Annotated in this window: 23 protein-coding genes and 1 pseudogene; 19 read left to right on the forward strand and 5 right to left on the reverse strand. The window is 41.2% G+C overall.

The window, feature by feature from the left end; translation table 11 throughout:
- From trpA to CRYPD_RS04705, 5 genes are all read left to right on the forward strand, one after another.
- Positions 1-793: tryptophan synthase subunit alpha (trpA, locus tag CRYPD_RS04685; RefSeq protein ID WP_138146445.1), on the forward strand; the 793-nt coding region annotated here is incomplete at its 5' end.
- 12 nt (positions 794-805) lie between these two features.
- Positions 806-1,660, forward strand: coding sequence for an acetyl-CoA carboxylase, carboxyltransferase subunit beta (gene accD / locus CRYPD_RS04690; protein WP_138146446.1), 855 nt, complete (start codon positions 806-808; stop codon positions 1,658-1,660).
- Positions 1,653-2,075, forward strand: coding sequence for an FKBP-type peptidyl-prolyl cis-trans isomerase (locus CRYPD_RS04695; protein ID WP_138146447.1), 423 nt, complete (start codon positions 1,653-1,655; stop codon positions 2,073-2,075). The genes accD and CRYPD_RS04695 overlap by 8 nt, the downstream gene beginning before the upstream one ends.
- A complete protein-coding gene (gene ispH / locus CRYPD_RS04700; protein ID WP_138146448.1) occupies positions 2,072-2,995 on the forward strand; it encodes a 4-hydroxy-3-methylbut-2-enyl diphosphate reductase in 924 nt (307 codons plus the stop codon). Before CRYPD_RS04695 ends, ispH begins: the two co-directional genes overlap by 4 nt.
- An 8-nt stretch (positions 2,996-3,003) precedes the next feature.
- Positions 3,004-3,945 carry a carbohydrate kinase family protein gene (locus tag CRYPD_RS04705; protein WP_138146449.1) on the forward strand — a complete coding sequence of 314 codons (942 nt, stop codon included), beginning with the start codon at positions 3,004-3,006 and terminating at the stop codon, positions 3,943-3,945.
- A 269-nt stretch (positions 3,946-4,214) separates the two neighbouring features.
- On the opposite strand, the gene CRYPD_RS07965 is transcribed toward CRYPD_RS04705, so the two are convergent.
- Positions 4,215-4,370: a hypothetical protein gene (locus tag CRYPD_RS07965; RefSeq protein ID WP_171004323.1), complete on the reverse strand. Its 156-nt coding sequence runs from the start codon at positions 4,368-4,370 to the stop codon at positions 4,215-4,217.
- 55 nt (positions 4,371-4,425) lie between these two features.
- Here CRYPD_RS07965 and CRYPD_RS04710 point away from each other — a divergent pair, with 55 nt between their 5' ends.
- Together CRYPD_RS04710 and CRYPD_RS04715 are read left to right on the forward strand one after the other, a co-directional pair.
- Positions 4,426-4,830, forward strand: coding sequence for a hypothetical protein (locus CRYPD_RS04710; protein WP_138146450.1), 405 nt, complete (start codon positions 4,426-4,428; stop codon positions 4,828-4,830).
- A 437-nt stretch (positions 4,831-5,267) separates the two neighbouring features.
- Positions 5,268-5,807: a hypothetical protein gene (locus CRYPD_RS04715; protein ID WP_138146451.1), complete on the forward strand. Its 540-nt coding sequence runs from the start codon at positions 5,268-5,270 to the stop codon at positions 5,805-5,807.
- A gap of 153 nt (positions 5,808-5,960) precedes the next feature.
- Here CRYPD_RS04715 and mfd read toward each other — a convergent pair whose 3' ends face one another.
- Together mfd and CRYPD_RS04725 are read right to left on the reverse strand one after the other, a co-directional pair.
- A complete protein-coding gene (mfd, locus tag CRYPD_RS04720; RefSeq protein ID WP_138146452.1) occupies positions 5,961-9,395 on the reverse strand; it encodes a transcription-repair coupling factor in 3,435 nt (1,144 codons plus the stop codon).
- A gap of 11 nt (positions 9,396-9,406) precedes the next feature.
- Positions 9,407-9,985, reverse strand: coding sequence for a Maf family protein (locus CRYPD_RS04725; RefSeq protein WP_138146453.1), 579 nt, complete (start codon positions 9,983-9,985; stop codon positions 9,407-9,409).
- 48 nt (positions 9,986-10,033) lie between these two features.
- On the opposite strand from CRYPD_RS04725, the gene folA reads away from it, so the two are divergent.
- The 6 genes from folA (at position 10,034) to CRYPD_RS07975 (ending at position 12,903) form a co-directional block, all read left to right on the forward strand.
- Positions 10,034-10,519, forward strand: a complete 486-nt coding sequence (folA, locus tag CRYPD_RS04730; RefSeq protein WP_138146454.1) for a type 3 dihydrofolate reductase — start codon at positions 10,034-10,036, stop codon at positions 10,517-10,519.
- A 99-nt stretch (positions 10,520-10,618) separates the two neighbouring features.
- Positions 10,619-10,771, forward strand: a complete 153-nt coding sequence (locus tag CRYPD_RS07970; protein WP_171004324.1) for a hypothetical protein — start codon at positions 10,619-10,621, stop codon at positions 10,769-10,771.
- A 91-nt stretch (positions 10,772-10,862) separates the two neighbouring features.
- The gene (locus CRYPD_RS04735; RefSeq protein ID WP_138146455.1) at positions 10,863-12,107 is read left to right on the forward strand and encodes a replication-associated recombination protein A; all 1,245 of its coding nucleotides are present in this window, start codon (positions 10,863-10,865) and stop codon (positions 12,105-12,107) included.
- Positions 12,104-12,496 carry a fluoride efflux transporter CrcB gene (gene crcB / locus CRYPD_RS04740; RefSeq protein ID WP_138146456.1) on the forward strand — a complete coding sequence of 131 codons (393 nt, stop codon included), beginning with the start codon at positions 12,104-12,106 and terminating at the stop codon, positions 12,494-12,496. Before CRYPD_RS04735 ends, crcB begins: the two co-directional genes overlap by 4 nt.
- Positions 12,497-12,569: 73 nt before the next feature.
- Positions 12,570-12,764 (forward strand): putative DNA binding domain-containing protein, encoded by a 195-nt coding sequence (locus CRYPD_RS04745; protein WP_138146457.1) that lies wholly within the window; start codon positions 12,570-12,572, stop codon positions 12,762-12,764.
- Positions 12,757-12,903 carry a hypothetical protein gene (locus tag CRYPD_RS07975; RefSeq protein ID WP_171004325.1) on the forward strand — a complete coding sequence of 49 codons (147 nt, stop codon included), beginning with the start codon at positions 12,757-12,759 and terminating at the stop codon, positions 12,901-12,903. Before CRYPD_RS04745 ends, CRYPD_RS07975 begins: the two co-directional genes overlap by 8 nt.
- A 248-nt stretch (positions 12,904-13,151) precedes the next feature.
- Here the strand turns inward: CRYPD_RS07975 and CRYPD_RS04750 are convergent, their stop codons facing one another.
- Positions 13,152-13,439 (reverse strand): rhodanese-like domain-containing protein, encoded by a 288-nt coding sequence (locus tag CRYPD_RS04750; RefSeq protein WP_138146458.1) that lies wholly within the window; start codon positions 13,437-13,439, stop codon positions 13,152-13,154.
- A gap of 80 nt (positions 13,440-13,519) precedes the next feature.
- On the opposite strand from CRYPD_RS04750, the gene serS reads away from it, so the two are divergent.
- The 6 genes from serS to CRYPD_RS07980 all read left to right on the forward strand — a co-directional run bounded on the left by serS (position 13,520) and on the right by CRYPD_RS07980 (position 18,805).
- Positions 13,520-14,809 carry a serine--tRNA ligase gene (serS, locus tag CRYPD_RS04755; RefSeq protein ID WP_138146459.1) on the forward strand — a complete coding sequence of 430 codons (1,290 nt, stop codon included), beginning with the start codon at positions 13,520-13,522 and terminating at the stop codon, positions 14,807-14,809.
- A 20-nt stretch (positions 14,810-14,829) separates the two neighbouring features.
- Entirely contained in the window at positions 14,830-15,168 is a 339-nt protein-coding gene (gene yajC / locus CRYPD_RS04760) for a preprotein translocase subunit YajC (RefSeq protein ID WP_138146460.1), read from the forward strand.
- 21 nt (positions 15,169-15,189) lie between these two features.
- Positions 15,190-17,043, forward strand: a complete 1,854-nt coding sequence (gene secD / locus CRYPD_RS04765; protein ID WP_138146461.1) for a protein translocase subunit SecD — start codon at positions 15,190-15,192, stop codon at positions 17,041-17,043.
- Positions 17,040-17,960 carry a protein translocase subunit SecF gene (secF, locus tag CRYPD_RS04770; RefSeq protein ID WP_138146462.1) on the forward strand — a complete coding sequence of 307 codons (921 nt, stop codon included), beginning with the start codon at positions 17,040-17,042 and terminating at the stop codon, positions 17,958-17,960. Before secD ends, secF begins: the two co-directional genes overlap by 4 nt.
- Before the next feature lie 302 nt (positions 17,961-18,262).
- Positions 18,263-18,541, forward strand: a complete 279-nt coding sequence (locus CRYPD_RS04775; RefSeq protein ID WP_138146463.1) for a DUF4389 domain-containing protein — start codon at positions 18,263-18,265, stop codon at positions 18,539-18,541.
- Positions 18,542-18,634: 93 nt separating this feature from the next.
- Positions 18,635-18,805, forward strand: coding sequence for a hypothetical protein (locus CRYPD_RS07980; protein WP_171004326.1), 171 nt, complete (start codon positions 18,635-18,637; stop codon positions 18,803-18,805).
- On the opposite strand, the pseudogene CRYPD_RS04780 reads toward CRYPD_RS07980, so the two are convergent.
- Positions 18,750-18,901, reverse strand: a pseudogene (locus CRYPD_RS04780) (IS30 family transposase); the annotation flags it as partial. The gene CRYPD_RS07980 and the pseudogene CRYPD_RS04780 sit on opposite strands and share 56 nt — an antisense overlap.

The following is an 18,901-nucleotide window of genomic DNA, read 5'->3' on the forward strand; positions in this document are numbered from 1 at the left end:
AAGATTAGCACAAATATTTACTAATTTACCCGAAGGGAAAAAGGCATTTATTCCTTTTATCACTGCGGGCGATAGCGGGCTGGATAACACTTTTGAACTAATGCAGGTTTTGGTTAAAAATGGGGCGGATGTAATTGAACTGGGCGTGCCGTTTTCGGATCCGATGGCAGATGGTCCAGTGATTGCTAAATCGCATGAACGGGCAGTGGCAGATGGGGTGAGTTTGCGTGATGTGTTGGCGTTGGTTAAAAAATTCCGACAAGGCAACGACACCACGGCGATTGTGCTGATGGGTTATCTTAATCCGATTGAAGTTTTTGGCTATCAGGCGTTTGCCAAAGCGACACAAGAAAGTGGCGTGGATGGGGTGCTGGTGGTAGATATGCCACCTGAGGAAGCGTGTGATTTAAAGGCGTGTTTAAATAACTCGGGGGTTGATTTTATTTTCTTAGTCGCCCCAACTACGACCGATAAACGCTTAAAATCTTTGGCAAATATTGCCTCAGGCTTTGTTTATTTTGTTGCTCTTAAGGGGGTAACAGGTGCGGGGCATTTGGATGTTGATTTGGTCAGAACGCATCTTTTAAGAATTCGTCAAATGATTGACTTGCCTATTGGCGTTGGCTTTGGCATTAAAGATGCTAAAAGTGCAAAAACAGTATCCGAGCATGCTGATGCCGTTATTGTAGGCTCATCATTGGTTGCATTTGTTGAACAATATGCTGATGATAAGGCTAAAATGTTGGAAAGTGTTGGCGCATTGGCGAATGAAATTTCGAGCGCCATTAAATAAGGAGCAGTAGCAATGAGTTGGCTAGAAAAAATATTACCCTCAATTACCAGTGTAGCGAAGAAAAATATTCCTGAGGGTTTGTGGGAAAAATGCCTTAAATGTGAAGCCACGCTTTATGCGGAGGAATTAAAAACATTAAATTATGTTTGCCCTAAATGTGATTATCATATGCGTATTTCTGCACGTATCAGACTTGATGGCTTTTTAGATGAAGACGGGCAAACAGAGATTGCACCTGATTTGACTGCGGTTGACCCTTTAAAGTTTAAGGATCAAAAAAAATACAAAGAACGCATTTATTTGGCACAAAAAAATACTGATGAAAAAGACGCACTGGTGGTGAAAAGTGGCACATTACACGGTATGGGCGTAGTTGTGGCTGCTTTTGAGTTTAAATTTATGGGTGGTTCTATGGGCTCGGTGGTGGGTGAGAAATTTGTGCGTGCGGCACAACTCAGCATGGAGACTGGCGCACCTCTAATCTGCTTTTCAGCGTCAGGTGGTGCACGAATGCAAGAGGGGCTGTTTTCGCTGATGCAAATGAGCAAAACGGCATTAATATTGAAACTGTTAAGCGACAAAAAAATCCCCTTTATCTCAATTTTAACCGATCCAACCATGGGCGGTGTTTCCGCTAGCTTTGCTATGCTTGGTGATATTCATATTGCTGAACCAAACGCATTGATTGGCTTTGCTGGACCTAGAGTGGTAGAGCAAACGGTGCGTGAAGAGTTGCCAGAAGGCTTTCAGCGTAGTGAATTTTTGTTAGAAAAAGGTGCAATTGATATGATTGTGCATCGTCGAGATTTACGCAGTAAGGTACATCAATTATTACAAGCATTGTGTCACTCTCAAAAGAATGGTTAAATATAAGTTATTCTACAAGCTCACGCACGCAAATGGCGCACTGGTCGATGAGTCAGGCGACACCCTTTTTGAGTTTGAAATTGGCGATGGGCAACTTGATCCTTGTTTAGAGTCCTGCGTCAAAGAGGCCGAAGTCGGCAAACTACAAACTTTTTTATTGGGTTCTGATGAGGCCTTTGGTCAAATTCACGAAGAGGCTATTCAGATGATGAATCGCTCCGAATTTCCTGCAGATATGCACGTCAAGATTGACACTGCTGTGGAGTTTGAAACACCGACAGGCGAGGTGTTTGTAGGCTGTATTGACAAAATTGATGGCGATAATATTGCCGTGAATTTTAATCATCCGTTGGCAGGTTGCGATGTTTCGTTTCAAGTAGAAATACTTGAAAAACATGAAAATTCTTCTCAATGAAAGTCTTACTTGCCAATCCACGAGGCTTTTGTGCAGGAGTAGAGCGTGCTATTGAAATCGTTGAGCGTGCGTTAGCGCTTCATGGTGCGCCTATTTATGTGCGTCACGAAGTAGTGCATAACAAATTTGTAGTGGACAGTCTGAAAGCCAAAGGTGCGATTTTTGTTGAAGAAATTAACGAAGTGCCGACAGGCAAAGTGGTCATTTTTAGTGCACACGGTGTATCAAAAGCAGTGCGTCAACAAGCTGACGAATTGGGTACAATTATTTATGATGCCACTTGTCCGCTGGTAACTAAAGTCCATAAAGAAGTGGTACACAAACAAAAACAAAATCATCAGGTTGTCTTGATTGGACACGAAGGCCATCCTGAAGTAGAAGGCACACTTGGGCAATCGGCTCAAGGTGCAAGGGTTGAGCTGATTGAAACCATTGCAGATGTAGATAAGTTGAATTTAGACGGCAAGCACCTTTCTTATACAACGCAAACCACCTTATCTATTGATGATACTCAGCAAATTGTTAATGCGTTAAAGCGTAAATTTCCTGAGATTGAATCCCCACAAAAAGATGATATTTGTTATGCCACACAGAATCGACAAGATGCTGTAAAAACACTTATGCAAGATTCTGATGTGTTACTGGTGCTAGGTTCTAGCAACTCTTCCAATTCAAATCGCCTTAGAGAAATTGCCGAAAAAATGCAAAAAAATGCCTATCTCATCGATGGCGCAAAAGAGATTCAAGCAAACTGGCTAGAAGGAGTAGGCACGGTAGGGGTAACCGCTGGTGCATCAGCCCCTGAAATTTTGGTGCAAGAAGTGGTTGATTATTTACGCAACCACAATGCAACTGAAATTATAGAAATCAGTGGCGCAAAAGAAAATGTGCGATTTCCAATACCTAAGTCGTTAAGATAGGAGAAAAAATGTTAAAAACAGCGTTAATTTGTGGTTCGTATGCCTTTGATTCCATTATGGTTTTCCACGATCAATTTAAAAATCACATTCTGCCAGATAAGGTGCATATACTCAATGTCTCTTTTCTCGTGCCAACCCTACGCAAAGAATTTGGCGGTTGTGGTGGCAATATTGCCTATAATCTCCATTTATTGGGCGTTAATTCAGTGCCAATGGCAACGGTGGGTGAGGATTTTACCCCCTATATGAACTGGATGGAATCTCAGCACATGAACACCACACATATCAAAGTAATTAAAGGCACTTACACAGGTCAAGCCTTTATTACTACCGATATGGACGATAACCAAATTACCGCTTTCCACCCAGGTGCAATGAGCGAATCTCATCAAAATAAAGTTATTGATGCTAATGCTGTTGATATTGGCATTGTCTCACCCGATGGACGCGATGGTATGATTGCACATGCGAAACAGTTTGCAGATAGTAACATCCCTTTTATTTTTGACCCCGGTCAAGGGATGCCAATGTTTTCAGGTGCAGAATTAATCACTTTTATCGAACAAGCCACTTATATTGCTGTCAATGACTACGAATCCCAAATGCTGCAGGATAAAACCAATCTCAGTTTGTCAGAAATTGCTTCAATGCTCAAAGCACTCATTATTACCAAAGGTGCTAAAGGCAGTGAAATTCACACCAATAATGAAATCATCAATATCGACCCCGCCACACCCAGCGCTACACAAGACCCAACTGGCTGTGGTGATGCTTACCGTGCAGGCCTATTATATGGCTTAATGAATAATTTAGACTGGAAAACTACGGGGCAACTTGCAGGGTTGCTAGGTGCAATTAAAATCGCCCATCTTGGCACGCAAAACCATCAATTTGATTTGGCTGAAATAGAGCGCTTGTATCAACAGAATTATGGCGAACCTTTGTTTTGAGTTATGACAGTTATTGGTATTAAAAATAGATAAAGAAACAACAGGTTTTTATTAAAAAATCATGCGAATGCATCTGATTTTTTCTAATACAGCGTATAAAGGCAATAGTGCCAGTTAAGGAGAAAAAATACGAATGAAGAGACTTTAAGGGATAAGCTAAATTCTATTGGGCGAACATCAGAAGATTGTATTGAAAAATTAATGTAAAGCAATCGGTATCATTTGTGAGAATTGGAGATAAGTAAAATTCAACTACTCGCATTTAAATTTTAAAACTGGTAGAGACCTTTGCATAAATAGGGATGATTAGCAAAATTCAATTTTTGCCAGATTGGTGATTTTATTAAACCTTGTCCTAGCAGGGCTAAGGCTGGGTTTAAAAAATCGCCAAGCGGGTGAAAAGTGGATTTTTGATGATTATTCATATTTATGCAAAGGTCTTTGGTGTTATACTTTTAACTTACTCAACTTAAATTAAAAATGAAAAAATACATCGTAACAATACTTTTTTTGTCGTCATTAGCAACCTCTGCCAATGCAGTAACAGGATGCGGACTTTTATATTTTTTTCTACCCCCTGCTTACAGAGCAGATGTAATGACCTGCGCTCGTGGTGAGATAGAAAGGGAGGAAGGCTATTTCGTGATGTCAGAAGAAGATTCATACGGTCCTGATTGCATTTTCAAGGTCTTTCCTTTCAATAATCCAGAAAAATTCACCGTCCTCAGAACGCAACAAAATTATTGTGCTTTAGAAGCAGGCGCTATTCATGTAGAGCAAATAACTGCCACACCACCCTCACTAAAGGCTCAATACACAACACACGAAGGCGCTTATTTTACAGGATTTTCAGGAGATGTCACCTTTAAGGGTTTCAATGAATAGGGTTTTTTTAAAAATCACACAAGATTTTATTCTCAATATAGCATATCCTAATAGTTAGAAGTAAGTAACATAAAAATAGAAAATAATGAGGCTCAAAAGGATATTGGTTTTCAATAGTGGGCGATATGGGCATGGCTAGGACTAACGGCAGGCAATATTCTTGCCTTACTTGAAGGGATTAATGATTTAAATAAGAATGAATATGGAGATTATTTGTAGTATTGCAAGCAACTGGATTATTTGCAATAATATACTTATTTAACACCACTTCTAGTTATTCTCGTGGCAATGAATTTGATTAATTCTCTTGTTATTCCCTTATGTTAGTGTCAAAATCAATAAATTGGATTAATGAGGCTAATAAAAAAAAGCAATAAAGAAAATACCTTGTTGGCTAAGATTTAAACATACTCGTTAATAGAGACCTTTGCATAAATATGAATAATCATCAAAAATCCACTTTTCACCCGCTTGGCGATTTTTTAAACCCAGCCTTAGCTCTGCTAGGACAAGGTTTAAGAAAATCACCAATCTGGAAAAAATTGAATTTTGCTAATCATCCCTATTTATGCAAAGGTCTCATCGTAACAATACTTTTTTTGTCGTCATTAGCAACCTCTAGCAATGCTTCAATACCAGCATGTGGACTCTTAAACTTTTTTTACCCTGATGGTTACAGTGTAGAACCACTGAGTTGCTCTCATGGTTATGTAGTAGACGGTGATGCTAACTATTTCTTGATGGAACAAAGTGATTCATACGGTCCTGATTGCACTTTCAAGGTCTTTCCTTCCAATGATCCGGGAAGATTTATCGTATTCAGAACGCAGCAAAATTTTTGTGCTTTAGAAGCAGGCTCTGTTCATGCAGAGCAAATAACTGCCTCACCACCCTCACTAAAGTCTGAATATACAACACACGAAGGCATTTATCTTAAAGCATTTGCAGGAGATGTTACCTTAAAAAGGATTTTTTAATTTCAACTATATTATCCTTAAATCTAATTCTTTAGATTGTTAACGGGGTTTATTTAAAAAAAACGATGGCATCATCCAAAAGTTAATAGAATAAAGGAAAACTCCTAACAAATTATTCCAGCCAACCGCTAATATGGCCGTTGAATTTAAGCGTTAGACTTCTAAAGTTTTTAGCAAATCTTCAACTAACTCAATGCGCTCAATATTCTCGGGCATTTCGCGTTTGAATATTAGCTGATTTTGCCCTTTGAGTTGATAGGTTTTTGGTCGTGTTTGTACTAGGTTGATGATTTTTATGGGCTCAATGTTGATTTTGTTTGAAAAAATAAGGTGTGCTTTGTCGTCATAGATTGAGACTTTGTCAATGCCGATTTTTTCGCAGAAAAGTTTAAGTCGAGTGGCAGCAAATAGGTTTTTAGTGGCATCTGGCAATAGTCCGAAACGGTCAATCATTTCAATCATCAAATCTTTTAATTCGTCCTCATTTTTGCCGTTGGCGATGCGTTTATATAATACAAGGCGCTCGTGCACATCGCCAAGATAGGTGTCGGGGATGATGCAGGGAATGCCAGTGTCAATCTCGATTTCGTGGTTAATGGGGTCGTTGAGGTTGATTTTTTTGCCTGCACGCATCGCCTCAATCGTGCGTTTGAGTAGGTCGTGGTAGAGGTTAAAGCCGATTTCGCTGATTTTTCCTGATTGGTTGTCGCCGAGTAGATCGCCTGCGCCACGGATTTCTAAATCATGATTGGCAAGCATAAATCCAGCGCCTAATTCTTCTAAGGATTCGACTGCTTCTAGGCGTTTTCTGGCGTTATCACTGAGCGATTGGTGCGATTTAATCACTAAATAAGCATAGGCTCTATGATGTGAGCGCCCTACTCGCCCACGCAGTTGGTGCAACTGTGCGAGGCCAAAGTTTTGAGCGTTGTTGATAATAATGGTGTTGGCATTTGGTATGTCAATGCCCGTTTCGATAATGGTGGTGCAGACCAAAATCTGAAACCGCCCATGATAAAAATCACTCATAATTTGCTCTAATTCACGGCTTGGCATTTGCCCGTGGGCGATGCGAATATGCGCATTTTTCATTAGCGATTTGAGGCTTTCTGCCATATTATCAATCGAATCGATGTCATTATGCAATACAAATATTTGTCCACCACGGTGTAGTTCTCGTGAGCACGCCTCGATAATGGTGTCGTCATCCCATTCGTTCACAAAAGTCTGAATTGCACTGCGCCCTTGCGGCGGCGTGGCAATGATGGACAGCTCTCTGAGTGAGCCGAGTGCCATATTTAGCGTGCGTGGAATTGGGGTGGCAGTCATGGTCAAAATATCGCTTGTGCCCCGCATTTTTTTCAGAGATTCTTTTTGCTTCACCCCAAACCGATGCTCTTCGTCAATAATAACCAGCCCCAATTTTTTGTATTTAATGCTACCTTGGATTAACTTATGCGTGCCAATCACAATATCGCAAGTGCCATTTAGTAGTTGCTGTTTAATCTGTGTTTGCTGTTTGGCACTTTGAAAACGAGAAAGTGCGGCAATCTCTACAGGGTGGTCGATAAACCTGTCTTTAAAAGATTCGTAATGCTGGTTGGCGAGCAAGGTGGTCGGCACTAAAATAGCAACTTGCCTGCCAGATTCCACCGCCAAAAACGCAGCACGCATGGCGATTTCAGTTTTGCCAAAGCCCACATCGCCACACACCAGCCTGTCCATAGGTCGGTGTGATTGCATATCTGCCAGTACTTCGCCCATGGTTTTGAGTTGGTCTGGTGTTTCTTCAAAAGGAAAACTGGCAACAAAAGAGGCGTAAGCATCGCTCGGCTCAGGGAAGGCAAAACCCCTTTGTGTTTGGCGTTTGGCATAGATTTCTAACAACTCAGCGGCAATATCGTGCAGTGCCTCATGCGCTTTTTGCTTGGCTTTACTCCACTGGTTGGTGCCGAGTTTGTGCAGTGGTGCAGCATCTGGCGATGCACCTGAGTAGCGAGAAACTAAGTTGAGCGAGGTCATTGGCACCATTAATTTTGAGCCATTGGCGTATTCCAGCATTAAAAAATCTTGCGTTAAATCATCAAAAGTTTGCGTTTTTAGCCCCAAATAACGCCCCACGCCGTAGCGTTCATGCACAATGGGGTCGCCCATTTGGATTTCCACTAAGCTTTTAATTGCCTCGTCAAAGTCCTTGTGCTTGGCACGCCTGCGTCTTTGTTGCTTGACCACATCCGCACCGAACAAATTAACCTCGGTGATGATAGCAATGCCTTCGCTCAGTAGCCCCTCGCTGAGCTCGTCATTGGTAATGCAGAGTTTTTCATTACTGTTGAGGAAATCCTGCCAACGCTCAACTGGGTTGGACTGGCGTTGGTGGTTTGCCAGTAAATCACTGAGCACACTTTGTCGTCCTTGTGACTGACAAACAATCAAAATCCTGCCGCTGAATTGCTTCTCAAAATTTAAGAATTTGCTTAGCGGGGCTTTGTTTTGTGCGCTGATATTAAGCGGTGGCAATAATTGACTGGCAAAGTTTAATCGACCGGGCTTGTCTTCAAGTTTTGAGGTGCCAATTACCAGCTGCTGGCGTTGTTTGATATGGCTAAACAACTGCTGTTTGTCAATAAAAACCTGATTAACTGGTAGCGGTAATCGCTCAAAATTGGCACAGGCTTGCTGGTGGCGGTTGTCAATTTCCTCGTAAGTTGCCTCCACAAGCGCATTAAACCCTTGACTGGTGGCAATAACACTATCACTTGGTAGGTAATCAAACAGGGTGCTGGTTCGGGCAAAAAATAATGCCAGATAAAACTCTATGCCACTAGGCAGACGCAACTCGCTGACTTCGTCAAAGATAAAACCATCAGTACCATCAAATGCCTTTTGATAGTTTGTTTTAAAGGTTTTGATGCTACCTTGGTCGGTGGCAAACTCTCTGGCTGGCAGCATTGAGACCTCTGTAACCGTCTCAATAGAGCATTGGGTTGAGGTGTCGAACAGGCGTATAGATTCAATTTCTTGATCAAATAAATCCACACGATAAGGGTGTTTTGAGCCCATTGGATAAATATCAATGAGCGAACCTTTAATGCTAAATTCGCCATGCTCCCTCACAGTCGTTACCCGATGATAGCCGATTTTAAGTAGACGCTGAGAGAAGGTTTGTATCTCCAACACATCGCCAATTTTTAGGCACAAACTATATTTTGCAACAAACTCCAGCGGGCACAATTGCTGCGACAGCGACTCCAGTGTGGTAACAACAATGCCCCGTTTGAGGCTGGGCAATTTTGCCAGCGTGTCCAGCCGGCTAGAAGTAATATCTGGATGCGGTGAAAAGTGGTCAAAGGGCAGCACTTCCCAATTATCAAACCGCAAAATAGGCAAATCATCGCTGTAAAAGTTTAAGGATTTAATCCACTGGTCAAAATGGCTAATGTTATCTGCCACCACTAAAATAACTTGTTCTTGGGTCTTGGCAAATTCAATTAATGCCAAGGCCTGTGCGCTGCCGTAGAGCGAACCCCAGTAAGACTTTTGTGCAGATACGCAAGGTATTTTGCCTGAAAGATAGAGAGTCTGCATATAAAAAAAGGCTATACTTGCAAAATATCAATGCCTTCGTTTTCCAGCATTTTAATCAGCTGGATAAGCGGCAAGCCAATCAGCGCATTAGGGTCGCTCCCCTCTATGCGCTCAAACAGCGTGATACCTAGGGCTTCAGATTTAAAACTACCTGCGCAGTTGTAAGGGCGTTCTTTTTGTAGATAATTTTCAATCTGCTCGGCACTCAACACCCTAAAAACCACCTTGGTTATTTCGACAATAGTTTGTATTTTGTTGGTATTTGTATTTAAAAGCGCCAAACTTGTAAAAAAAGTAATGCTATTGCCAGAACTTTGCTCAAGTTGTTTAATGGCGTTTTCGTGCGTATGTGGCTTGCCCAAAATTTCCCCCTTAAGCGTCGCCACTTGGTCTGAAGCAATCACCAGCCCGCTGTGGGTTTTTGCCACTGCAAACGCTTTTTGTTGTGCTAGACGAAACACCAGCTGCTCAGGCGTTTCACCGCTTTTGTGGGATTCGTCAATCTCAGGTGATACCGTATTAAAATCCACACCCAACTTATCAAGCAGTTGTTTTCTAAAAATTGACGATGAGGAGAGAATTAATGACACGACAGGCAAAGGTTTTGTAAAATAGCTTATTTTACTTTATTGTTTATTATGCGCTTATCAATTATTGTGGCAATGGACGACAAACAACTTATCGGCAAAAACAATGCCCTACCTTGGCATTTGCCCGCTGATTTGGCTTATTTTAAAAAAACCACCACCAGAAAAACCGTGATAATGGGGCGTAAAACCTACCAATCCATCGGCTTTCCCCTGCCCAATCGGCGTAATGTGATTGTCAGCCGTAATGCCGATTTTCAAGCCGACGGTTGCGAAGTTCTCGCCAGCATTGACGCTGCATTAGCGCTTGCCAAAGACGATGACGAAGTGATGATAATGGGCGGCGCTTCGTTCTACGAGCAAATGCTACCAAGTGTTGATAGGCTATATATCACCCAAATTGAGGGCGAATTTGCAGGCGATGCACATTTCCCGGCATTCAATCGCCATGAGTTTGTTGAAACCTTCAGAGAGTCACACGCCACTGATGAAAAAAACCCCTATGCTTACCATTTTATTATTTTAGATAGGAAATAATTCATTGAGACCCTTGCTATATTTAACCAATGCGCTAATAAAATCTTTTATCATTTTCCTAAATTGCATTAGGCTATTTTAAGAGACCTTTGCATAAATATGAATAATCATCAAAAATCCACTTTTCACCCGCTTGGCGATTTTTTAAACCCAGCCTTAGTCCTGCTAGGACAAGGTTTAAGAAAATCACCAATCTGGCAAAAATTGAATTTTGCTAATCATCCCTATTTATGCAAAGGTCTCTTTAAGTAAGAAAATATCAATTACATTGTTTCACTCGGTGGTTATAATGATAGAAAACAAACCCCGTATCTGTTTAGTAGGGCGATTCAATGGATGAATTATGCGACCTTTGGCTGAAAAATTAAGACCACAAACCTTACAAGATTTCTTTGGGCAGTCGCATCTGTTGAGTGGTGCGCATCCGTTGCGCCAAGCGATTGACAATAAGCAGCTGCATTCGATGATTTTGTGGGGGCCGTCGGGCACGGGGAAAACCACTTTAGCACGCATTATTGCCAATCAAGTTGAGGGGCATTTTGCACAGATGAGCGCAGTGTTGGATGGGGTAAAAGAGCTTAGAGTGGTGGTGGAGAATGCCAAAAAATTCCAAAATATTGGGCAAAAAACGGTGCTGTTTGTGGATGAAATTCACCGTTTTAATAAGGCGCAACAAGATGGGTTTTTGCCACATATCGAATCGGGGCTCATTACGCTGATTGGCGCGACCACTGAAAACCCGTCATTCGAGCTGAACCGTGCGCTGCTTTCTCGCTTGAGTGTGCATGTGCTGGAGCCGTTAAATGCAGATGAACTGGCGCAAATATTGCAACGAGCCTTGGTACACGAAAATCTAGCAACCATGGACAAGCCCGCACGCAGCAGTGTTATCAGTGCTAGTGGAGGCGATGCACGGCGTTTGATTAATATTATTGAGCAGATTGCACTGGCTAAGTTGGACAAACTGGATGTCGGCTCGGTGGGGCAGTTGTTGCAGGAGAAAATCAGCGTTTTTGACAAAGGCGGGGATGTTTTTTATCAGCAGTTATCGGCTTTTCATAAGTCGGTACGGGGCTCGTCGCCTGATGGGGCTTTGTATTGGATGGCAAGAATGTTGGTGAGCGGCTGTGAGGCAAAAACCATTGCCAGACGACTGTTGGCCATTGCCTCGGAGGACATTGGCAATGCCGACCCTAGAGCATTGGAAATCACTCTGAATGCGTGGGATGTGTATGAGCGAGTGGGGGCAAAAGAGGGCAATCGGGCGATTGCTCAGGCGGCGGTATATTGCGCTGTTGCGCCTAAATCCAATGCGCTTTATATGGCATTTAATCAAGCGATGAACGAGGCAAAAGAGACTGGGGATTTGCCTGTGCCCAAGCATTTGTGCAACGCCCCAACTGGGTTGATGGAGGAATTGGGCTATGGCGAGGGGTATCGTTATGCGCATAACGAACAAGGCGCTGTGGCAACAGGGCAGACTTATTTTCCTGAGGCATTGGGCGAGCGGGTTTATTATCAGCCTGTTAACAGAGGCTTAGAAATTAAAATTAAGGATAAATTAAAACAACTTAGAGGCTCAGAATGACTTTTTTCCCAACAATTTTGGCGATTGGCATCGGTGCGACGATTGGCGCTAGTGTGCGTTATTATTTAACCCAATTTATGCAGTCTATATTCGGCTCTGGATTCCCTTATGGCACATTGAGTGCGAATGTCTTGGGGTCGTTTTTGGCAGGTGTTTTGGTGGTGGTTATCCTAGAAAAAGCCGCCCTTAACGAGGCTTATCGCCTGATGTTATTGGTGGGTTTAACCGGCTCACTCACCACCCTATCAACCCTGTCTTGGGAGTCGATTGAGATGATGAGTCTTGGGCATTATGGGCAAGCCAGTATCAATATTTTGCTGAATGTTCTGCTGTCTTTATCCGCAACAGGGCTAGGTGTAGTGCTTATGCGTTACTTAGTTTCCTCTTAGGATACAGTATACTAAGAACAATAAAGACAGCAAGCTTAATACTCGTCAACAGATATTGAACTATATTGTCAGTTTGGATATAACAAGTCCAGCCGATATTGATGCGCAATTTGACATTAATCGACAAATGATTCATCGTCATTTAAAAAACTTAATTGAAGCAGGAAAAATTAAAAAAATAGGGTCGGCGCCAAGGGTATTTGATGCTGTTATAAACGACAATATAGCAACGCTAGATTATCAGAGACCTTTGCATAAATATGAATAATCATCAAAAATCCACTTTTCACCCGCTTGGCAATTTTTTAAACCCAGCCTTAGTCCTGCTAGGACAAGGTTTAAGAAAATCACCAATCTGGCAAAAATTGAATTTTGCTAATCATCCCTATTTATACAAAGGTCTCTAAGAATGGTTTACCGATGAATTGTAGAAAGCCACTTGTTGATATTGCTTTATCTGCAGAAGCAGGGGCGTAACGCATTGCTACTGCCAGTGAGTGATTATTCGATTGCTGATGCAATATTTGCTTCAGCAGAAACACATTATTGACTGGGCTGCTGTCAGTCAAGAGGAAGCAGAAGTTATAGACGGATATTAGTTATTGAAAACAAGTGTTTTATTGAGAGCGGTGCGAGAGGTCGGGTTGCTTATATATTATTCGCAGTTATAGTTTCTGAATGAGCCCAAGTCGTTGACATTGTTAAAACCCATTTGTACTAAATAGTTTTTTGCCGTTGAAGAGCGTGCGCCTGTAACACAGTATAGGACTACTGCTTTACTTTCGTCTAATATATTTTTAGCATTCATGATAGATTGCAGTGGCAAATTGACAGCATTTGGCAGCGAACCTTGTGCAAATTCAGAGCTGGAACGGACATCTACTAATTGCGCACCATCGGCCAGAAGTTTGCAAGCATCATCGCCTGAAAATGAGTTGAACATAGTATAATTCCCCTAAATAAATTTTAAGTGAATATGTTAAATACAGATTATTCACTATATAAGGGTATAATTATATACTAATGTTAAGTACAAAGCAATTAAGAAACGATATTAAAGCGGTTGAACTGGCGCTGAAAAAACGCAATTTTTCTTTTGATGTGAATGCGTTTAGTGCTTTGGAAGAACGCCGTAAAAGAAATCAGGTAGAAACGCAAGATTTGCAAAACTTGCGTAATACACAGTCAAAAGCAATCGGTAAAGCAAAGGCAGTAGGTGAAGATATTCAGCCACTGCTGGAGGCGGTTGCTGATTTAGGCAATAAGCTTGATGCCGCTAAAACTGAACTGCAAACTATTCAGGTAGAAATTGATACTATTGTTATGGGAATGCCGAATATTCCACATGAATCAGTGCCTAAAGGAAACTCTGAAGAGGATAATGTTGAAGTCTTAAAATGGGGCAAGCCACAGCAGTATGATTTTGAAGTTAAAGACCATGTTGATTTGGGTGGGTTACACGGGCTAGATTTTGAAACAGCCGCCAAGATAGCAGGTGCGCGTTTTTCAGTGATGACGGGCAAAATTGCACGCTTGCATCGTGCGCTAACGCAGTTTATGCTAGATTATCACCTTGAAAACAATGAGTACACCGAGGCTTATGTGCCTTATTTAGTGAATGCAGAGTCACTTACAGGTACGGGTCAATTGCCTAAATTTGAGGCGGATTTGTTTAAAACGCACTTGCATGGTGAAGAAGGTGAGGCGAAAACCTTGTATTTAATTCCAACGGGCGAGGTGCCGATTACCAATATGATGCGTGATCGTATTGTTAAGGAAGCTGATTTACCGCTTAAGTTTGTGGGTCATACGCCAAGTTTTCGCTCTGAGGCGGGGGCTTATGGGCGTGATACTCGTGGCTTGATTCGCCAGCATCAATTTGAAAAAGTGGAAATGGTGCAAGTGGTCAAAGCGCAGGATTCTTATCAAGTGTTAGAAGAGTTGACGGGTCATGCAGAGGGGATTTTGCAAGTGTTAGAATTGCCGTATCGTAAGGTAAATTTATGCGCAGGTGATTTAGGATTTTCAGCCGCTAAAACTTACGATTTGGAAGTATGGTTGCCAGGGCAAAACACTTATCGAGAGATTTCATCCTGCTCTTGTTTTGAAGATTTTCAAGCCAGACGCTTGCAACTTAGGTGGAAGAACCCAGAAACCAACAAATCAGAGCTGTTACATACATTAAATGGCTCTGGTTTAGCAGTAGGCAGGACTTTGGTGGCAGTGTTAGAAAACCACCAACAAGCCGACGGAAGCATTAAAATACCCGATGTGCTGCATAGTTACATGGGCGGCATAACTATTATTAATTAATTTTTTTAGGAGAAAATACAATGAGTTTATTAGATTTAATCGTATCACCAGCATTTGCCGAAGGCGAGGCAACAACAATTACAGGCTCTGGGTTAGGCGACTTAGTGCCGTTAGCGTTATTATTCGTGGTGTTTTATTTTTTATTGATTCGACCGCAACAAAAGCGTGCCAAAGAGCATAAAGGGCTATTGGCTGCATTAAAATCTGGCGATGAAGTGGTTACTAACGGCGGTGTGATTGGCACGGTAAAGTCAGTGGACGAGTCTTTTGCTACGGTTGAAATTGCTAATGGCGTTGTTATTAAAGTGCAAAAGCAAGGGATTAATCAAAAGATGCCTAAAGGCAGCGCTAAAATTTAATCGCAAGGAATTAGTAAACTTATGAATCATTATTCTGGATTAAAGAATGTATTAATTGCATTTTTCTTATTGCTTTCTGCCTTATACGCCTTGCCTAATATTTTTGGTTCAGATTTAGCAGTGCAAGTGTCTAGCGCCGGCGATAAAAAAGTTACTGCGTCTGATCTAACGAAAATTACCAGCATATTAAAAAGTAAAGGAGTTAATTACAAATCAGCTGCTATATCAAATCGCCGTATTTTGGTGCGTTTTACAGACAATGCCAGCCAACTTTCCGCTAAGGATTATCTTAAAACAGCATTAGGTCGTCATTTCGTTGTGGCACTTAATTTAGCGCCTTCAGTGCCATTATGGTTGGCAGATTTAGGGGGTAAAGCGATGTCACTTGGTTTAGATTTGCGTGGTGGTGTACATTTCTTGCTGGAAGTGGATATGCATTCAGTATTAGCAATGTCGATTGATAGATACTATAACGAATTGCGTGCTTTATTGCGCACTGAACGGCTGTACAAGAGCATTAAAAAAGAGGGTGATAGCATTGCTATTCGCCTTAAAATGCTTGATTCTAAAGCCAAGGTGTTAAAAATTATTAACTCAGAATTGAGTGATTTGGTGGTTTTAGAAACTCAAAATAAAGACCCATTAGTGATTCAAGTGGGCATTAGTGATAATGCACAAAAACAAGCAAAAAATAATGCTTTAAAGCAAAATATCACCACACTGAGAAACCGTGTAAATGAGTTGGGCGTGGCAGAGCCTATTATTCAGCAACAAGGTTTAGAACGAATAGTGGTGCAGTTGCCAGGTGTGCAAGACACGGCGAGAGCGAAAGAGATTTTAGGTGCAGTAGCGACCTTAGAATTTAGGTTGGTGGATGAAAAAAATGACCCACAAACGGCCATTCAATCGGGCAGAATTCCAATTGGATCAAAACTATATTATTTCAAAGATGGCAGACCTTTGTTGTTGAAAACTAGAGTAATTACCACAGGTGAAAATATTACGGGTGCAGCCTCAGGTATTGATCAGGAAAATAGTGCACCAATGGTTAATATCACTTTGGATAATATAGGTGGACGGGCAATGTTAGACACCACTAAGAAATATTTTCGCCATCGTATGGCAGTAGTGTTTATTGAAAATAAAGTAGAAAGCATTATTAAAAATGGCAAAGTTACTAAAAAACGCACCACTACTAAAGACATTATTAATGCCGCTACTATTCAAGGTACATTCTCAACGCGCTTTCAAATTACGGGCATTGATAGCGCCCGAGAGGCTCGTAATTTAGCATTATTACTTAGAGCAGGCTCGCTTTCAGCGCCGATTGAGATTATTGAAGAGCGCACCATTGGCCCAAGTCTAGGGGCAGATAATATTGAAAAAGGTATTTTAAGCGTTGTTATTGGTTTTGTGTTGGTGCTACTGTTTATGGCGATGCGTTATCGTGTTTTTGGCATGGTGGCCAATGTTGCTTTGACGCTTAATTTAGTGATGATTGTTGCCGTGCTTTCTTTATTACAAGCTACGCTAACCTTGCCGGGTATCGCTGGCATTGTGCTGACCGTGGGTATGGCAGTTGATGCCAATGTGTTGATTTTTGAACGCATCAAAGAAGAACTGAGTACTGATAACAATATCCAAAAAGCCATTTCCAGTGGTTATGATAAAGCGGTGCTAACGATTGCCGATGCTAATATTACCACGCTGATTGCGGCGCTGGTGTTATTTAGTTTTGGCACAGGGCCAATTAAAGGTTTTGCCATTACTTTGTCTATTGGCATTGTTACCTCAATGTTCACGGCAATTATTGTTTCCAGGGCCATTGTTAATAAAATTTATGGCAGTAAAAAAATACAGGAGTTGTCGATATGAAGGTGTTAAATATTCCAAAAATTGACTTTGTCGGCAAGCGCACTTATGCGATTTTCGCTTCAGTAATACTAATTGTCGCTTCTTTATTCTCATTATCAACAAACGGATTAAAGTTTGGGATTGACTTTACTGGCGGCACTTTGCTTGAAATTGGCTACTCGCAAGAAGTTGATTTGGCTGTTGTGCGTGCTACACTCAGTAAGGCAAATTTTAAAAGTGCTAATGTGCAATATTTTGGTTCAACCAAAGAAATCCTTATTCGCCTTGAGCCACAAGCAATCTCTAGTGCTAAACTCAGCTCTAAGATTATCCGTCTGCTAGGCGATAGCGTAGATATTCGTCGTGTGGAGTTTGTTGGCCCTAAAGTGGGGGAAGAGCTGACTAATGACGGCGGTTTGGCGATGTTGTATGCCTTAATTGGCATCTTGATTTATGTGGCATTTCGTTTTGAATACCGCTTTGCGCTAGGCTCAATTTCAGCACTTATTCATGATGTGATTATTACTCTAGGTATTTTTTCAATCCTGCAAGTAGAGTTTGATTTAACAGTATTGGCGGCGATTTTAGCAGTAATTGGTTATTCGCTAAATGACACTATTGTGGTATTTGACAGAATTCGTGAAAACTTTTTATCTACTCGGCACACAGATGCTGCAAAAATTATCAATGGCGCACTTAATCAAACCCTTTCTAGGACGATTATGACCTCAGTAACAACCTTGTTGGTGTTGTTGGCGTTGTTTTTCCTTGGCGGTGAGATTATTCACAGTTTTGCCTTGGCATTATTGATTGGCGTAGTGGTCGGCACTTATTCATCAATCTATGTGGCAAGCTCAATGATTTTGGCGTTGGGCATTAGCAAAGAAGACTTGTTGCCTTCTGAGAAGGAAGAGCAAGCTGTTGACAATAGACCTTAAAAGTCTTACAATTTTAATAAATTCATCGTTATGGAGGGAAATATGTCAGAAAATACAAATTATCCAGCACAATTAAGTGTTAAATATAGCAACACATCTAATAGAGTCACGGTGTTTTTCGCTTATTTTTAATTTTACCAGTTGTGATAATTTATATTTTGCTTATAGGTTTTGTAGTGCAAGACAGTCAATCTAGCGCAATACAAATAGGTGGAAGTATTTTATTTTTCCCATTAGTGATAATGATTGTTGTCAGACAAAAGTATCCAAAATGGTGGTTTAATTGGATGTACGAGTTAACTATGTTTACTTATAGAATTTCGGCCTATTCGATGCTTTTAACGGACAAATACCCGTCCATTGATGAAGAGCAAGATATTGAGCTAACCCTAAAATACCCTAATGCAAAAGAAGAATTAAACCGCTATTTACCACTGATTAAATGGTTATTAGCATTACCACATTTGTTGATATTATCAGTACTTGGGTTGCTTTTGGGTTTATTATCACCTGTTGTTTGGGTAATCGTGTTGGTTATGGGGAAAATGCCAGAAAAATTATTTCTTGAATTCGCACATTAAGTGCAATTTCTCCTAAGCCGTTAATAAATCAACAGCCTTTCCTAAAAATAACTCAACTGGTTGTTTCCCACCTCGTGAGACCTTTGCATAAATATGAATAATCATCAAAAATCCACTTTTCACCCGCTTGGCGATTTTTTAAACCCAGCCTTAGTCCTGCTAGGACAAGGTTTAAGAAAATCACCAATCTGGCAAAAATTGAATTTTGCTAATCATCCCTATTTATGCAAAGGTCTCCTCGTGTTTTTCGAGGTCTTGTGTTGAGTCGCTTCATGACAAATTCAATCTGTGAATTTGTCACCTTGTTAAAGTCAGTACCCTTTGGGAAGTACTGTCTAATCAAGCCATTAGTATTCTCGT

This window comes from Bathymodiolus heckerae thiotrophic gill symbiont, from assembly GCF_900180345.1.
Classification (GTDB): Bacteria; Pseudomonadota; Gammaproteobacteria; order PS1; family Pseudothioglobaceae; genus Thiodubiliella.

Excerpts from the sequence above, each read along its gene's own strand:
- CRYPD_RS04695 (WP_138146447.1), top strand. The coding sequence starts at position 1,653 with ATGGTTAAATATAAGTTATTCTACAAGCTCACGCACGCAAATGGCGCA.
- CRYPD_RS07970 (WP_171004324.1), top strand. The coding sequence starts at position 10,619 with ATGAATAATCATCAAAAATCCACTTTTCACCCGCTTGGCGATTTTTTA.
- CRYPD_RS04710 (WP_138146450.1), top strand. The coding sequence starts at position 4,426 with ATGAAAAAATACATCGTAACAATACTTTTTTTGTCGTCATTAGCAACC.
- yajC (WP_138146460.1), top strand. The coding sequence starts at position 14,830 with ATGAGTTTATTAGATTTAATCGTATCACCAGCATTTGCCGAAGGCGAG.
- CRYPD_RS04705 (WP_138146449.1), top strand. The coding sequence starts at position 3,004 with ATGTTAAAAACAGCGTTAATTTGTGGTTCGTATGCCTTTGATTCCATT.
- CRYPD_RS04750 (WP_138146458.1), bottom strand. The coding sequence starts at position 13,439 with ATGTTCAACTCATTTTCAGGCGATGATGCTTGCAAACTTCTGGCCGAT.
- ispH (WP_138146448.1), top strand. The coding sequence starts at position 2,072 with ATGAAAGTCTTACTTGCCAATCCACGAGGCTTTTGTGCAGGAGTAGAG.
- CRYPD_RS04775 (WP_138146463.1), top strand. The coding sequence starts at position 18,263 with ATGTTTACTTATAGAATTTCGGCCTATTCGATGCTTTTAACGGACAAA.
- CRYPD_RS04735 (WP_138146455.1), top strand. The coding sequence starts at position 10,863 with ATGCGACCTTTGGCTGAAAAATTAAGACCACAAACCTTACAAGATTTC.
- mfd (WP_138146452.1), bottom strand. The coding sequence starts at position 9,395 with ATGCAGACTCTCTATCTTTCAGGCAAAATACCTTGCGTATCTGCACAA.
- crcB (WP_138146456.1), top strand. The coding sequence starts at position 12,104 with ATGACTTTTTTCCCAACAATTTTGGCGATTGGCATCGGTGCGACGATT.
- CRYPD_RS07965 (WP_171004323.1), bottom strand. The coding sequence starts at position 4,370 with ATGAATAATCATCAAAAATCCACTTTTCACCCGCTTGGCGATTTTTTA.
- CRYPD_RS07975 (WP_171004325.1), top strand. The coding sequence starts at position 12,757 with ATGAATAATCATCAAAAATCCACTTTTCACCCGCTTGGCAATTTTTTA.
- accD (WP_138146446.1), top strand. The coding sequence starts at position 806 with ATGAGTTGGCTAGAAAAAATATTACCCTCAATTACCAGTGTAGCGAAG.
- serS (WP_138146459.1), top strand. The coding sequence starts at position 13,520 with ATGTTAAGTACAAAGCAATTAAGAAACGATATTAAAGCGGTTGAACTG.
- CRYPD_RS07980 (WP_171004326.1), top strand. The coding sequence starts at position 18,635 with ATGAATAATCATCAAAAATCCACTTTTCACCCGCTTGGCGATTTTTTA.
- secF (WP_138146462.1), top strand. The coding sequence starts at position 17,040 with ATGAAGGTGTTAAATATTCCAAAAATTGACTTTGTCGGCAAGCGCACT.
- CRYPD_RS04715 (WP_138146451.1), top strand. The coding sequence starts at position 5,268 with ATGAATAATCATCAAAAATCCACTTTTCACCCGCTTGGCGATTTTTTA.
- folA (WP_138146454.1), top strand. The coding sequence starts at position 10,034 with ATGCGCTTATCAATTATTGTGGCAATGGACGACAAACAACTTATCGGC.
- secD (WP_138146461.1), top strand. The coding sequence starts at position 15,190 with ATGAATCATTATTCTGGATTAAAGAATGTATTAATTGCATTTTTCTTA.